General features: G+C 74.6%; 14 protein-coding genes. 8 read left to right on the top strand and 6 right to left on the bottom strand.

The window, feature by feature from the left end:
* Window positions 1-46 precede the first annotated feature (46 nt).
* The 7 genes from OHS33_RS31255 to OHS33_RS31225 all read left to right on the top strand — a co-directional run bounded on the left by OHS33_RS31255 (window position 47) and on the right by OHS33_RS31225 (window position 6625).
* On the top strand, window positions 47-175 hold the full coding sequence (locus tag OHS33_RS31255; RefSeq protein ID WP_330333762.1) for a hypothetical protein: 129 nt from the start codon (window positions 47-49) through the stop codon (window positions 173-175).
* Between the two features lie 95 nt (window positions 176-270).
* Window positions 271-1272, top strand: coding sequence for an aKG-HExxH-type peptide beta-hydroxylase (locus OHS33_RS31250; protein ID WP_330333761.1), 1002 nt, complete (start codon window positions 271-273; stop codon window positions 1270-1272).
* Window positions 1269-2462: a YcaO-like family protein gene (locus OHS33_RS31245; protein WP_330333760.1), complete on the top strand. Its 1194-nt coding sequence runs from the start codon at window positions 1269-1271 to the stop codon at window positions 2460-2462. Before OHS33_RS31250 ends, OHS33_RS31245 begins: the two co-directional genes overlap by 4 nt.
* Window positions 2463-2471: 9 nt before the next feature.
* Complete coding sequence (locus tag OHS33_RS31240; protein WP_330333759.1) at window positions 2472-3218, top strand: class I SAM-dependent DNA methyltransferase; 747 nt, start codon at window positions 2472-2474, stop codon at window positions 3216-3218.
* Window positions 3215-4402 (top strand): cytochrome P450, encoded by a 1188-nt coding sequence (locus OHS33_RS31235; protein ID WP_330333758.1) that lies wholly within the window; start codon window positions 3215-3217, stop codon window positions 4400-4402. The genes OHS33_RS31240 and OHS33_RS31235 overlap by 4 nt, the downstream gene beginning before the upstream one ends.
* A gap of 118 nt (window positions 4403-4520) precedes the next feature.
* Window positions 4521-5663 (top strand): glycosyltransferase family 4 protein, encoded by a 1143-nt coding sequence (locus OHS33_RS31230; RefSeq protein ID WP_330333757.1) that lies wholly within the window; start codon window positions 4521-4523, stop codon window positions 5661-5663.
* A gap of 11 nt (window positions 5664-5674) precedes the next feature.
* Window positions 5675-6625 (top strand): NAD-dependent epimerase/dehydratase family protein, encoded by a 951-nt coding sequence (locus OHS33_RS31225; RefSeq protein ID WP_330333756.1) that lies wholly within the window; start codon window positions 5675-5677, stop codon window positions 6623-6625.
* A 22-nt stretch (window positions 6626-6647) separates the two neighbouring features.
* Here OHS33_RS31225 and OHS33_RS31220 read toward each other — a convergent pair whose 3' ends face one another.
* From OHS33_RS31220 to OHS33_RS31200, 5 genes are all read right to left on the bottom strand, one after another.
* Window positions 6648-7268 (bottom strand): hypothetical protein, encoded by a 621-nt coding sequence (locus OHS33_RS31220; RefSeq protein WP_330333755.1) that lies wholly within the window; start codon window positions 7266-7268, stop codon window positions 6648-6650.
* 143 nt (window positions 7269-7411) lie between these two features.
* Window positions 7412-7879, bottom strand: a complete 468-nt coding sequence (locus tag OHS33_RS31215) for a hypothetical protein (protein WP_330333754.1) — start codon at window positions 7877-7879, stop codon at window positions 7412-7414.
* A gap of 3 nt (window positions 7880-7882) precedes the next feature.
* Entirely contained in the window at window positions 7883-8917 is a 1035-nt protein-coding gene (locus OHS33_RS31210; protein ID WP_330335278.1) for an SCO0930 family lipoprotein, read from the bottom strand.
* Between the two features lie 159 nt (window positions 8918-9076).
* The gene (locus OHS33_RS31205) at window positions 9077-10525 is read right to left on the bottom strand and encodes an NADH-ubiquinone oxidoreductase-F iron-sulfur binding region domain-containing protein (RefSeq protein WP_330333753.1); all 1449 of its coding nucleotides are present in this window, start codon (window positions 10523-10525) and stop codon (window positions 9077-9079) included.
* Complete coding sequence (locus tag OHS33_RS31200; RefSeq protein WP_330333752.1) at window positions 10522-11688, bottom strand: hypothetical protein; 1167 nt, start codon at window positions 11686-11688, stop codon at window positions 10522-10524. The genes OHS33_RS31205 and OHS33_RS31200 overlap by 4 nt, the downstream gene beginning before the upstream one ends.
* Before the next feature lie 355 nt (window positions 11689-12043).
* Here OHS33_RS31200 and OHS33_RS31195 point away from each other — a divergent pair, with 355 nt between their 5' ends.
* Entirely contained in the window at window positions 12044-13222 is a 1179-nt protein-coding gene (locus OHS33_RS31195) for a PucR family transcriptional regulator (protein WP_330333751.1), read from the top strand.
* A gap of 155 nt (window positions 13223-13377) precedes the next feature.
* Here the strand turns inward: OHS33_RS31195 and OHS33_RS31190 are convergent, their stop codons facing one another.
* On the bottom strand, window positions 13378-14796 hold the full coding sequence (locus OHS33_RS31190) for a DUF1996 domain-containing protein (RefSeq protein WP_330333750.1): 1419 nt from the start codon (window positions 14794-14796) through the stop codon (window positions 13378-13380).
* Between the last annotated feature and the right edge of the window lie 5 nt (window positions 14797-14801).

The raw sequence follows: 14801 nt of genomic DNA, 5'->3' as shown, positions 1-14801 counted from the left end.
GTCACCCTTGGCCGCGCCCACCGCGCCCCACACGATGACGCTGCCGGTGGATCCGACCGAACACGGCCGGGCCGGTGAGGTGAAGGGAGCGTCAATGAACGAGGAGATCGAACAGCTCGCGGACGAGGACCTTCCCGAACTCGCGCTGATGATTGACATCCCCTCCCGCGACTAGCGACGGCGCATCTGCACTCAGTGCGGCGGGCCCTGCGGCCCGCCGCACTTCGCTGCCGAAGACCCGGGTGAGAGCGGGAGAAAGCAGGAGAGAGCATGCGTGTCCAGCCGGATGCGGAGGAAGCCGTCCGCGAGCGGACCGAACTGCTGCGCCGCGTGGGGCGCGTGCTCGAACGCGCCGGGCTGCCGTCGCCGGGCCCCGACGGCCTGCGCCGTCCGGCGGTCGCCGAGGTCGCCCACCTCGCGGCGCGGGCGCTGCGGACCGGCCCGCTGGACCCGGAGCGGCGACGGACGTTGACGGACCGGCTCGACGGCGCGTCACCGTCCGCCCTCGGGCCCGCCGACCCGCAGGGCCACCTGACGCGCAGTGTGGCCCGCGCGCTGCGGAGCATCCCGGCCCGTCTGGACGCGGACGGCCAGGTGGTCACGGCGGAGGTCGTCGCCTGGCGCGCGTCCGAACGGGAGGCCCTGGCCCGGGCCGTCGCCCTGCTGACGCGGGTCTGGCCCGCGGCGGCCGCGGAGGTACGGGAGACGGTCACCGAGATCGCGCTGCTGGACGGCGAGGCGATCGACGGCTTCACGGACTTCACCGTGCACGGCGCCGTACTGGTCCACCGCGCCCGCCTGACGACGAGCGGCGCCGGACTGCCCGGCCCGGTGCGGTTCGCCGAGGCGCTGGTGCACGAGGGGGCGCACACGCGGTGCAACGCGGCGGCCATGACCGAGCCCTTCCTGCTGCCCGACGGCCCCCGGGGTACGGACGCCACTGACCGCGGCGCCTCGGAGCACGGTGGCTCGGAGCGCGGTGGCTCGGAGCGTGGTGGCGAACTGCTCGTCGAGACACCGCTACGGGCCGACCCGCGGCCGCTCACCGGCCTGTTCCAGCAGACCGTGGTGCTCGCCCGCAGCGTGTTGCTGTACCGCCGGCTGGTCGGGCCCGAGGGACCGGGCGGCCCGGCGGTCGGTGCCCGCCACGATGCGCTGCGGGGATCGGCGTACCAGGCCGTCGACGCCCTGAACGCCCACGCGGACCAGCTGAGCGACCACGGGAAAGAGCTGCTCGCGCAGTGCGCCGACGTCCTCGGAGGAAGCGCGTGACGGCATGGGCGCCCCAGGTGTTCACGCCCCATCCCGCGCATCCACGGATCCTGTTCGCCCGGGTCGCGGCCCGCTCGGCGGCCTTCGAGCCGACGAGCGCGGCGGGCGGATCGCCGGTGCTGGTCGGCAGCGCCGCCGGGCACGACCGGGCCCGGGTGGCCCTGGGTGCCCGCGGGGAGCTGCTGGAGCGGCTAGGAAACGTGATGGCGGGCCGGGAGGCCGAGGCGGTCCCTGAACTGGTGGGCACCTTCACGGAGTTGAAGCGCGGGGGGATCCCCGCCGTCGAGCCCCGGCCGCAGCCGGGGGAGCAGCCGCGGGCGGACACCCGGCGGCTGTGGGTGCGGGGCCGGACGGCCGGGGGCGCGGAGGTGTTCGTCCCGGCGGGCTCGGCGTTCCTCCACCACCGGCCCCCGGCCGGTTGCGACGCCGCGCAGTCGTCCGGTTCCACCGGCATCGCCGCGCACCCCGACGCGGCGGCGGCGATCCGGCACGCGGCGTGGGAGGTACTGGAACGCGATCTGATCCGCCGCAGCTGGTACGGCCTCGCGGACCGGCCGCCGGGCCCGGTCGCGGCCGCCCTGCCGCCGCCGCTGGCCGGGTTCGTCCGGGAGCGCGGTCTGACGGCGACCGTCTTCGCCCTGCCCGCCCCGGCCAGAGCCGCCTGTGTCGTCGTGTGCCTGCACCGGCCCAACGGCACCGGCCAGGCGTTCGGGGCGCGCTGCGGGCCCTCGGACGGCGCACCCGCCCTCAACTCCCTGGTGGAGAAGGCCGCGTACGAGGCGCTCATGGTCCGGTGGAGCATGGGGACGGAGGTCGCGCGCCGGGCCTGGCAGCGGTGGCGGGGCGCCACCCCGCCCGCGTCCGCGGTCCAGCACGCGCTGTGGGCCTACCACCGGCAGGACAGCCTGCGACTGTGGGGCGTACGTCCCGGCGCGGGGCCCGGTCCCGGGGACGCGGCCGGGGCCGCGGGCGCGACGGACCCGCCAGGCTCCCCCGGCCCGCCCGCGGCCCCCGACGCGCCCGACCCGCTCGATGTGCTCTCCGGGCACACCGGGCAGGACGTGGTCCTGGTCGACACCACCTCCGCGCCCGCCCGCGAGGCGGGGGTGCGGGTGGTCCGCGTACTCGCCCCCGGAGCCCTTCCGCTGCCGTCCGGTGGCGGCGCCGGTCACCCCCACCCCTTCGGTTAGGAGCCACCCGTGCACGCCGACGTCCCGGAGTACCGCCCCGGCTATGCCACCGAGTTCGCCGACGACTACGACCGCTGGTTCGCGAAGCCCGGCATCACCGGAGCGACCGTCGAAGCCCTCGCCGCCCTCGCGGGCGCCGGGCCGGTCCTCGAACTCGGCGTCGGCACCGGCCGGTTGGCGCTGCCCCTGCGCGAACTCGGCATCGAGGTGCACGGCGTCGACGGGTCGGAGTCGATGGTCCGCCGCCTGCACGCGAAGCCCGGCGGCGCCGGGACGCCGGTGACGATAGGGGACTTCGCCGACGTTCCGGTGAGCGGGACCTTCAGCCTGGTCTACCTCGCGGGCGGCACCTTCGCCGAACTGCCGGACCAGGCGGCACAGATGCGCTGCGTCGCCAACGCCGCGGCGCGGCTCGCCCCGGGCGGCCTCTTCGTCCTGGACGCCCACGTGCCCGAGGCCCTGGCGACGGCGGCCGGCCCCGAAATCGTCGCCGAGGGCCCAGGCCACCTGGTGCTGTGCCACCGCACGCTCGACCCGTCCACCCAGCGCTACCGCTCGCACTACGTCATCCACGAGGACGGGCGGACCCGGCACCTGCGCGTGGAGTTCCGGTACGCGGGCCACGGGGAACTCGACCTGATGGCGTTCCGGGCCGGGTTGCGGCTCAAGGAGCGCTGGGGCGGCTGGACCGGAGCGCCCTTCACCCGCGACAGCGGCTACCACGTCTCCGTCTACGAAAGGGCGGAGGGCGCGTGAACCAGGCCCAAGAGATCCGGGCGTTCCCCTTCCCGCACCGGGACGGGCTCGACCCGGTGCCCGAGTTCACCGAACTGCGCCGCACCGACCCGGTGATCCGGGTCCGGCTGCCCAGCGGTGACCCCGCGTGGCTGGTGACGCGGCACGCCGATGTCCGCCGGGTCCTGGCGGACCCGTGCTTCAGCCGCGCCCGGGCCACCCGGGGCGAGGGGCCGCGGATCAACCGGACGACCACGCTGCCGGACTCGATCCTCGCCGCCGACCCGCCCGACCACTCCCGGCTGCGCAGGCTCGTCGCGCCCGCGCTCAGCGGACGCCGGGCGGAAGCGATGCGCGGCGGCATCGCCCTGCTGGCCGGGCAGTTGCTGGCGGATATGAACCGCGGTCCGCGGCCCGCCGATCTCGTCGCGTCCTTCACCCGCCCGCTCCCCCTGACCGTGATCTGCGACCTGCTGGGCACGCCGCGGATCGACGGCGATCAGCTGGACGCCTGGAACGACGCGATGCGCAGCGTCACCGCCGTGTCCGACGCCGAAGTACTGGCGGCCGTCGCCGACATGACCGACTACCTCACCCGTCTCATCGCCGCCAAACGAGCCCACCCGGGCGATGACATGCTGAGCGCGCTGATCGCGGCACGCGACGCGGGTGACCGGCTGAGCGAGGGCGAGCTGATCTCGTTCTGCGTCGTGCTGCTCGCGGGCGGCTACGGCACCACCGCCGACCGGCTGGCCGGGCTGGCCCATCTGCTGCTGGACCGGCCCGAGCGGTACCAACTCCTGTGCCGTGAACCGGAGTCGGTTCCGGCCGCCGTGGAGGAGCTGCTGCGGTACGCGCAGGCCACCGTCGGCGCCAACCTCCGGGTGGCCACCCGGGACGTGGTGCTGAGCGGGGTGGAGATCAAGGAGGGCGAAGCGCTGATCCCGCTCACCTCCTCGGCCAACCACGACGAGGACGTCCACGACGCGCCCGACCTGCTCGACCTGACCCGGGCCGCTCCGGCGCACCTGGCCTTCGGGTACGGCGCCCACTTCTGCGTGGGGGCGCAGCTCGCCCGGGTCCAGCTCCAGGAGGCACTGGCCGCCCTGGTGGGGCGTTTCCCGGGGCTCCGCGCGGCGGGCCCGCCGGACTGGAAGCGCGGCCAGATCACCCGGGCCCCGCGCACGGTGCCGGTGCGCTGGTGAGGGCCGGCGCGCCCGGCGACGTACGACACACCGCACCGCCCTTCACCCACTGACGACCGCATGCGGCCACGTGCACGCACGTGCGCCCGCGGGCCCACCACGAGGAGATCCTGACGACATGCGCATCGCGTACCTGCACGGCGGAAGCATCCCCTCGTTCTTCGCGAACGGCGTCCATGTGATGCGCATGTGCGACGCGTTCACCGAGGCGGGGCACGAGGTGACCCTCCACTCCCTGCCCGGCTCCGCCACGGAGGACCCGTACGCCTATTACGGCGTCCGGCACCGGTTCCCGATCCGGCTGGTCCCCGCCCCCGACCACACCCCGGACGGCTACCGCGCGCGCGGCGAGGCCATCCGTGAGCTGCTGACCGGCGACGGCGCACCCGACCTCATCTACGCGCGCGACCCGTACGCCCTCGCCGCGACCGCCGATCTGGCGCCCTTCGTGTACGAGGTCCACCAACTGCGCCGTGACCTGCCGCCCGGGGCCGAGCGCGAGCTGCTCGGACATCCCCGGCTCGCGCGGGTCGTGGTCATCACCCACGAACTCGCCCGCGACCTGCGCGGCGCGTACCCGGACCTGCCCGGACTGCCGGTCGTGGTCGCACCCGACGCCGCGGACCCGCCGGAGACGCACGCGGCGGCCGCCACCCCGGTGCTGCCGGGCCGCCCGGACGCGCCGAGGATCGGCTACGTCGGCCACCTCTACGACGGGCGCGGCATCGACCTCATCCTGGACCTGGCCGGGCGGCTCCCGGCCTTCGACTTCCATCTGGTCGGCGGCACCGCCGAGGACCGCGCCCGCTGGGAGGACCCCTGCCCGCACCCCAACGTGTACTTCCACGGGCATCGGCCGCCCGCCGCCCTGCCCGGCTACTTCCCCCTCTTCGACGTGGTCCTCGCCCCGCACCAGCCCAAGGTGTACACGTGGGGCCGGCTCGACGAGATCGGGCGGTGGACCTCCCCGATGAAGCTGTTCGAGTACATGTCCCACGGCCGGGCCATCGTCGCCTCGGACCTGCCGGTGCTGCGCGAGGTCCTCGAAGACCGGGTCAACTCCCTGCTGCGGCCGTCCGGTTCACCGCAGGCCTGGGTGGACGCCCTCACCGAACTCGTCGCCGACGAGGCGTTGCGCGGGAAGCTCGGTGACGAGGCGCGGCGGCAGTTCCTGGAGCGCCACACCTGGCGCCGCCGGGCCGACCGGGTGGTGGCGGGCCTCGGCCTGCCGGATTCCGCGGGCACCGGAGGAGCACGGTGAGGGGCCACACGATGTCCCGGGCCGTGGTCACGGGCGCCGCCGGTTTCATCGGATCGCACCTCGTCGACTCCCTCCTCGCCGACGGGACGGCCGTCGTCGGCGTGGACCGCCGCGCTCCGCACCCGGACTCCGTCGCGGCGGCCAACCTTGCCGGAGCCCTCGGCGATCCCAACTTCACCTTCGTGACAGGGGACTTGAAGACCTGCTCGCTGGTACCGCTCTTCCGCCGGGCCGATACGGTCTTCCACCTGGCGGCGCTGCCGGGGGTCCGCGGCTCCTGGGGCGAGCGGTTCGCCGAGTACACGGCGTGCAACGTCTTCGCCACCGAACGCGTGCTGTCCGCCTGCGAGGAAGCCGGCGTCCCCCGCCTCGTCTATGCCTCCTCCTCCAGCGTCTACGGAACCAGCGCGGGCGCCACGCGCGAGGAGACCGCGCCGAGCCCCGAGTCCCCCTACGCCGTCAGCAAGCTCGCCGGGGAACAGCTCTGCCTGGCCCACGCCGGCCGGGCCGCGTCCACGGTCACCGCGGTCGCGCTGCGCCTGTTCACCGTCTACGGGCCCCGTCAGCGTCCGGACATGCTGATCGGCCGGGCCCTGACGGCGGCCCTCGGGGGGCCGGCGCTGAATCTCTACGGGGACGGCAGCCACACGCGCGACTTCACCTACGTCGGTGACGTGGTCCGCGCCGCCGTCGCCGCCGGGACCGGCCGGATCGGCACGACCGTCCTGAACGTCGGGGCGGGGGTCAGTACGAGCGTACTCGACCTGCTGGCCACGGTCGAGGAACTGACCGGCCACGCGGTGCCGGTGAACAGGCTCCCCGCCCAGGCCGGTGACGTGGACGCCACCCTCGCCGACCGTTCCAGGGCGGCGGCCCTCCTGGACTGGGCGCCCCGCACCCCTCTCGCCGAGGGCGTCTCCCGCCAGCTCTCCCACCTCACCGCCCACGCGGTGCGGCCGTAGGACCCACGGGAGGACGCGGGACCTACGGGAGGACGTAGATCTCGTCGAGGGTGTCGATGACCCCGCCCGCACCCAGGTGGTACTTGAACGGGAGGGCGCGGTTCGGGTGGGCGACGAGCCACTCGGTGAGTTCGTGGGTGGTGACCGGGTGGCTCGACGGGCCCGAGAGGATCGGGGCCGTGGCGGTGATCTTGGCCGTTTCCGCGATCGGGATGTACGTTTCCTCGCCCATCGGGACGAAGGTCTCTCCGTGGGCGGCGCCCTTCGCGCCGTCGCAGGTCCAGGCGCCGTGCTTGACGATGAGGTTGTACGAACCCCCCTCGGGTGTGTAGCGGTAGAGGGCGATCGTGTCCGTCGACTCCGGTCCGACGGATGCGCAACTGGGCTTCGGGGGCGACGGAACGGGCTTCTTCGCCGGGGTGGTGGCGCTCGCGGAGGGCTTCGGCGCGGACTTCGCGGGGGTGGGGGCGGCGGCCGTGGGGGGTGCGGAGGGGGAGCCGGGCGGGGTCGCGCCGGGCGTCGAACCCGGCGCTCCCCCGGCGCTCTCGCCGTCTCCCTGACAACCGGTCAGCGCCAGCATCCCGCACACGGTGAGGGCGGCCAGCGCCCCGTGGGCCCGTCTCCGGCTTCGTACAGCTCGCATCGTCGTCTCCCTCTGCCAGGTTCACCCGTCAGCGGGACCGTAGCGGGCGGCATCCGCCCAGGTCGACGGCCGGATCCGGTTCGTCACCGGGCCGGGATCGCGCTGTTGCGGAGTGCGGACGTCCGTAACCCGCAGGGATCACCTCACGCGTGCCCGGCGTGGGAGCCCATGTGGGTGGCGCCGGACTCGATGGTCCCGCCGAGGCGCTCGCGGGCCGGGGCCAGGGCTTCCGGTGAGGCGGCGGTGACGATCCAGCGGGCGCCCACGAGGTAGGTGCCGCCGTAGGCCTGCGATTCGGCCAGCCAGGCCGTCTGGCCCGCGTCGGCGGTGAAGGTGGCGATGCGGTAGGCCTCTTGGCCCGTTCCGCAGGCGCCTTCGCGCAGTTCGTCCGCCTCGACGGTGACCTCGGCCGTACAGCCGAGGGCGGCGGCCAGCTCCTGGATCGTGCGGGAGCCGGGCGCGGTGGCCGTCGGCCGCGCCGCGGGCCGCCCGGCGCTCTGCCGCGCCCCCGTCCCCGCCCCACCACAGGCGGCGCACAGCAGGGACAGGGCCAGGGCCAGGGCGGCCACCGGCAGGAGGGCGCGACCGGTGGCGCGCGGTGGGGTCGGCACGGCTCAGCCCGCCGCCGGGGCCTTCTTGCCCGCGTCGGTGACCGCGAACCAGAGCCCCTGCTTGTTGTGTCCGTTGGTCTGGCCGGGTGCGGTGTCACCGGTGAAGGTGTAGACGGGCCAGCAGTCGATCGTCAACTGCATGGTGCCGTCGGGCCGTTTCACCGATCCCACCAGGGCTTCGGGAATTCCCTTCACCTTCTTCTTGTCCACGGGTGCGGCGGGCTTCCACGTGTCGAGGCAGCCGCCGAGGCAGCCGAATTTCATCGGCCACGCACTGTCGTTGTTGAACCGGTAAAGGGTGCGGCTCTGGCCGTCCACGAGAATGTTCCCGAGCTTTCCGTCATTCGTGACGGAAAGCTCGGATCCTTTCTGGTCCGCGCCCGTCTGGCCCTGGCCCATCTGGCCCGAGCCCATGTCCATTCCCTTCATCTTCTGGTCGATGGCCTTCTTGCCGTCGGCCGCCAGGGCGTGCCAGGTGCCGCCGACCCCCTCGCCCTTCGCCTCACCCGCCCGGGCGTCCTGCGCGTACCGGTAGACGGGCCAGCCCGCGAGGGTGAGCTGGCGGGTGCCGTCGGGGCGGACGACCGCGCCCAGGAGGTTCGCGTCGATGCCCGCCGAGGCGGTGGCGTCGTCCGCCGGTACCGCGGGCCAGGTCGTGGCGCACGTACCGTCGCAGGCCGATTTGGGCGGCTGGGCGGTGTCCTTGTCGAACCGGTAGAGGGTGGCTCCGGCGCCGTCCGTGACCACGTTGCCGACCGCCTGGACGGCCCGTACGGCCAGTTGCCCGGCCGGGCCGCCCTTCGCTCCGGCGGCGGCGTTCCCGGTACCGGCGGCCGGGTCGGCCGCCGCGTCCGCCCCGTACCCGGAGCCGGCGCCGGATCCGTACCCGGAGCCGGAGCCGTATCCGTCGGCGTTCGTACCCCCGCCGCCCGGGGATTTGCTCGCTGCGGGCTGCTCCGCATTCGCCGTACGGAAATTCTCCGTACCGCTTCCGCATCCGGCCGCCAGCAGTACGACCGCGGCCACCGATCCCAGCATTGCCCCACGACGCCTGTTGTTCACGGTCACTCCCTCTGATGAAGTACGGCGCTTTCACGCCCTGCCCCATTCATAGGCTCCGGCGACCCTGTTCCCTTCGGATATTCCGGAATTTGTCAGATCGCGCCAAACGGTGAACTGCCCTGAACTCCGGACGGGCTACTCCTGAATACGCAGAGCGAGCGCGGGACAGCGCCGCACCGCACGCAGGGCTTTGGGGCGCAGTGCCGTGGGCACCTCCATCACCCCCTGGGCCGGATAGCCGTCGCCGTCCAGGCGGACGACGTCGGGCAGCAGGTCCACGCACAGGCCGTGGCCCTTGCACAGGGTCCAGTCGACGACGAGCCGTTCGGGGTTCGCGTCGGCGGGCAGCGGAAGGGCGCCCAGGACCCGGCGCCCGCAGCCGCTGCCCACGGCGTGGTCGCGGAACTCGTCGGGGAACACGGCGAGCGCGGAGGCAACGAAGGACGACGTGCCGTCGGGGTGGCTGCACGCGCCGCGGCCGCGCACGGCGCGCATCCGGGCCTCCACCGCTTCGAGGGCGGCCCTGCCGCCCCCGCCCACGAGGTCGGCGACGGCTCCGGCGAGGGAGGGCAGCCCCCGGACGCACGGACCGCACTGTCCGGCGGACTCGTCGGCCATCCAGCGGACCACCCGGGCCACTTCGCCCGCCGGGCAGGTGTCCTCGGGCAGCGGCAGCACGGCGCCCGCGCCGAGGACCGCGTCGAAGGCGGCGAGGGACTCCCGGGAGAGCGCGGCGGACAGCGCCGCGCCCGGGGTCAGCCACCGGCCGTGGTAGCCGCCGACGAGCACGCCCTGGCCGGGTCCCGTGCCGCACAGCCCCAGGACGTAGGCCAGCGAGGTTCCGGTGGGCACTTCGACCACGGTGGAACCGGCGACCGTCAGCAGGATGGTGCCCGGTTCGGCGGGCAGCCCGACCTGCCGGTAGTCCAGGGCGCCGAGCCGTGCGGCGACGGCGAGCTGGGCGTACGTCTCGGTGTTGGACAGCAGGGTCGGCACTCCGCCGAGCCCGCGTTCGCTCGTCCGTACCTTCTGCCCGGAGGGGAGCGCCTTGCCGCCGTCGAGTCCGGCGATCAGCGCGGTCCCCTCGCCCGTGACGAACCGTTCGGGGAGGCGGACGACGCGCACCCGGCTCCCCGAGGGGCCGCGTTCGGCCACGGCGGCGCGCGCGGAGCGTTCCACGTCCTCCCGGGTCACGCCGACGACCACGTCCTCCGCGCCCAGGGCGGCGGCGGCCAGCAGCGCGCCGTCGAGCACGAGGTGCGGGGCGTGCAGCCACAGCGCGGCGTCCTTGAGGCAACTCGGTTCTCCTTCCGTGCCGTTGACGACCACGGCGGTCCGCCCCTCGCGGCCGCGGGCGGACCGGGTGACGGCCCGCAGTTTGCGGGCGAAGGGGAAGCCCGCTCCGCCGCGCCCGCGCAGGTCCGTGTTCTCGGCCAGGGCGAGGAGTTCGTCGGGACGGTACCGGGGCAGGCTGCCGTGGACGGCGAGGTGGCCGATCCGGTCGAGCCGGTCGACGACGTCGAGCCCGGCCAGCAGCCGGGGCTGCCCCACGCAGCCGAGGGCCGGGTGAGGCGCGTCCGTCACTGCCGGCCCCGGATTCCGTCGCGCGGCCCGGCGGGCCGATCGGCGCCCGTACCGTATCCGCCGACACCCAACACCGGGTCGTACGGCCGCGGTTCGGGCCAGGGCAGTACGGACATGGGGTCCGGCGGCGCCGAAGGCACCGGGACCGGCGCGGACCGGCCCGCCACCACCGGCGCGGCCGCCATCGTCGGAGCCAGCGGGGGATCCGCCGGGACCGGGGGCACCGCAGGCGGGGCGGCCGGGGCCGCCGGGGTTCCCGCCGACCCGGCGCGCCGGTCCAGCTGGCGCGCCAGGCGGGCCGTCAGCCGGGCGGCGGGCGCCTCCACCGGCTGGTGGACGAACGACCTCACGGCGGCGTGGCGTTGGCCCGGGACCCGGGCGGCGGCCGGCGGCTGAGCGGTGGCCCGGGCGGGCTGGGCGGGTGCGGCGCGCAGCCTGCTCCGCAGCCGCAGGGCGAGCACTCCCGCGACCCCGATCAGGCACAGCGCGTACGAGAGCGTCACCCAGCCGCTCGCGGGGCGGCCCGACTTGAGCCCGTGCACCAGGGACGCGCCCCAAGCCGGGTAGGCGCCCATGTGCAGGGCCCGCCACCACAGGGACCGGCCCTTGGTGGCGAACGCGCTGCGGACCGCGCCGGAGACCGCGACGGCCACGAAGAGGTACCCGGCCAGCGTGCCCAGCCCGATCAGGAGGGCCTGGTCCGGATCGGCGAAGGGGACGACGACCGCGGCGGCGGTGGTCCGTGCCTCGGCGACCTTGACCCAGACGTGCAGGGCGAGGAAGCCCAGTCCGGCGACGGCGAGGCCGCGGTGCGCGCCCTGTGCGGCGATCCGGTGGCCCGAGGCGAACAGCGTGCGGTCCGTGGCGGCCAGGCCCCACAGGACGGCGGAGGTGAGCGAGACGAGCGAGAGCACGCCCGCCCCGTAGTCGAGGAAGTCCCACAGGTGGGAGAGGGCGCCCGCGCGGGCGGCCACCCCCAGGGAGACCAGGGCCGCGAGGGCGGCGGCGGCCAGGGCGCCGGGGTGCGGGCCGCCCCCCGCGGAGAGCAGGGGCGGCCGTCGCAGGGCGCGTCGGCCGACCGCGGCGGCCGCGGCGGCGCCGGCGTGGCGTCTGGTGCGGTGGGCCCGGTGCGAGCGGGGCGCACGGATCTGGGACAGGGGCATCGAGTTCTCCCATACGCCAGGACCGAGCACTCCACGTCACGCGCTCGGCGCCCGGGGTGATCGTCGGAACTGCTCGGCAGCGGGCGGCAGATGGGTGCCTCGCCGACCGGGAGCGGGGGCCGGAGTGCAGAAGCATCGTGGAGCTTCGCAACGTCTCCACAGGATTTATCGAAACGTGACAACTTCTGGTGCCCACAGCGTCATCGCATCGAGTATCCCCGGAAGATTCCCTTCCAGTGGTGCGGATGTGACCGGGTTGACGCCCGGTTCACCGCTACACAGGGGGAGGCGGGCCCCGACGGGGCGTGCCACCCTCCCACGGGACAGGCCGTACCCCGGCATGAACGAGGTAACAATGTGCGAACTTCTCAACCGCATCTGGTCCCGCCCGCGCGGCGAATGGACCCGGGTCCTGCGAAAGGAACTGCCCGCGCTGGCCGCCGGTATAGTGGAGGAACTCCGCGACGGGCTGCCGGAGTTCTCCACACTGGTCGAGGACCTCGGCGACGAAGCGGTCAGACAGCAGGTGGAGGCGGCCCTGCTCACGGTCCTCGGTTACCGCGAGTCCGTCACGCCCGCGTCCGGCGCCGACGCTGCCGGTCCCGCACCGGACCAGGAGCCGACCCCGGACCACCAGCGGGTTCCGGACCACCAGCGGATCCCGAAGCAGCGCGACGACGAGCCGGGCGCGCGTCCGCAGCGCCCCGCCCTGACCGCCGTACCCGCCCAGGGATCCGGCAACGCCCCCGAACGCGCCCGGCGGGAACTCTTCGCCGCCCTCACGGGTGACATGGCCATGGCTGACGCAGCCCTCGGTGAACTGGCCGAGGCGGCGCACTGGCCCCTCCCGGCCACCGTCCGGGCCATCGTCCCGGCCACCCCCGGCGAGCCCCAGCAGCTGGCGGCCGTCCTGGACGACGCCCTCGCGGGCATGGTCGGCGGCCAGCCGTGCCTGCTCGTCCCGAGCCCCGAGCCGGACGCCCGCGGCGCCCTGGAAGCCGTCCTGCGCGGCCGGTGCGCGGCCGTCGGCCACCCCGTCCCGCTCCGTGACACCGCCTCCTCGCTGCGCTGGGCGCTGCGGCTGCTGGCGCTCACCCCGATCCGCGCCGGGCTGGACGCGCGGGCCGTCTTCGTCGACGACCACCTCTCGACCCTGTTGCTGCTGCAGGACGAGCCCCTGGCGCACGCGCTGGCCGCGCGCTGGCTGCGGCCCCTGAACGACCTCACCCCCCGCCAGAGCGAGCGGCTCGAAGTGACCCTCCTCGCCTGGCTGGAGGGCGGCGGCGCGCCCGAGGCGGCGAAGGCGCTGAGCGTGCACCCGCAGACCGTCCGCTACCGCATGCGCCAGCTGGAGAAGCTCTTCGGCCCCGGGCTGCGGGACCCGCGCACCCGCTTCGAGCTGGAGATGGCCCTGCGCAGCCGCCGGCTGATGGCCCAAGTCCGGCGCCAGCACTCCCGGGTGGGCCGCAGGGCCCGTACCGTCGCGGCGGACTTCCGCCCGCTGGACGTCATGGCCCGCGTCAACGGCCTCTGATCCGGCCGTCTCCCCCACTTCGCCACTGGCGCCAACACACACCACAGGCTCCGGCCCCTCTCCCGCCGATACGGCGGAGGAGGGGCCGGAGCCGCGCTCGGGGCGGCGCTGGGGAGGGGGAGGGGGGCGCCGCCCCGAGGGTCGGGGGGTGGGCGTCAGCGGCAGGCGCGCGCGCCGTTGATGCAGCGCACCGCGTTCGCCATCAGGGCGTCCGACATCACGTTGATGAAGTCGCCGTGGTCGGTGACCGGCTTGTGCAGCTGCTCCGGGAAGCTGTCCACCGCGAAGCGCGCACCCGCGGGCACCCCGTAGACGATCCGCTGGACCAGCTGCGGGATCGCCTTGAAGCCCGCGGGGCAGGCGCCGTTGTTCCCCGCGAAGGCCACGTGGGTGCGGTGGTTGGCGCTGTCGGTGTTGCGGCCGTCCCAGCAGCTCTGGAAGCTGAAGGTCCGTACGACGTCACTGCCCTTGGGGCAGACCGGGTACTTGTCCTTGAGCTGACGGTTCTCGAATCCCGTGCAGCTCCAGGACGCGTTGGCGTTGGCGGTGCCGTTGGTGAAGGCCTTGGCGTCACCGGTGATGATCCGCAGGAACCGGGGCATGGCGGTGACCTTGTCGGCCGGGCTGCCCTTGAACTCGGTGGTCACCTGCTTCGGTTTCAGGATCGTGCCCACATTCGCGTCCTGGCCGCCGCCGGGCGCCTTCGCGTCCTGTTCCGCCCGGCCGTCGCGCAGCCGCAGCACCGGCCAGTAGTAGGTGGACTGGTCGCCGTTGGTGCAGGTGGTCCCGGCGGCGGCCAGGCTGTTGTTGGTGGAGAAGGCGTCCGTGGTCTTGTTGCCGACGTAGTCGTGCATGTGGTGGGCGCCGTTGCCGACGCCGGGCGCGACGATCACGTTGTCGGGGTTGAGGTGGCGGTTCTCGTTGCGGCCGCAGTTCACCGTGAGGGATCCGGTGGAGGCGCGGGAGGAGGGCGCGGGGGTGCGCACGTTCGGCCGTACGGTGTTGATGGCGACGAAGTCGCTGCGCGCCGGGCCCCCGCTGCCCGCACCGCCCTTGCGGGCCGCCACGTCCGGGGCGTTGCCCCCCGCGCTCCCGGCGTCCGCCGCGGCCGCTGCGGCTGCCGCCGGATCGTCCGCCGGGTCCGCGGCCGGGGCCTGCTTCATCGTGCACGTGCCGAGCGCCGCCAGCCCCTCGGGGCGTACGGACGCCCGCCCGAGCGCGTCGGTGAGGCGGCCGATGGTCGCGCCGCGCTGCTCCTTCAGGCCGGCCAGCAGGGCGTCCGCACGGGCGCGGCCCGAGGCGAGCTTCGCGTAGGCGTCGGCGACCTGGGCGTCCAGCTGCGCGAGGTTGTCGTCCACCTCGGACCGGGCCTGTTCGGGGACGTCCCGGAGCGTGTCGCCGACGTCGGGACAGTCGATGGTGGCGGTCACCGGGGCGCTGCGGGCGGAGTCCTGGCCCGCGGAGGCCTGCTGGGTGACGATCACGACTCCCCCACCGCCCAGGACGAGGGCGCCGACCAGGGCGAGGGCCTTGTGCGTCGGCCGGAGACGGCGTTTGTGGCCGTTCTTGCTCATGCGAT

The sequence above is a fragment of the Streptomyces sp. NBC_00536 genome, from assembly GCF_036346295.1.
Lineage (GTDB): Bacteria > Actinomycetota > Actinomycetes > Streptomycetales > Streptomycetaceae > Streptomyces.
Note: the sequence above shows the minus strand (reverse complement) of the source record. Positions and strands in the feature narration are given on the sequence as shown.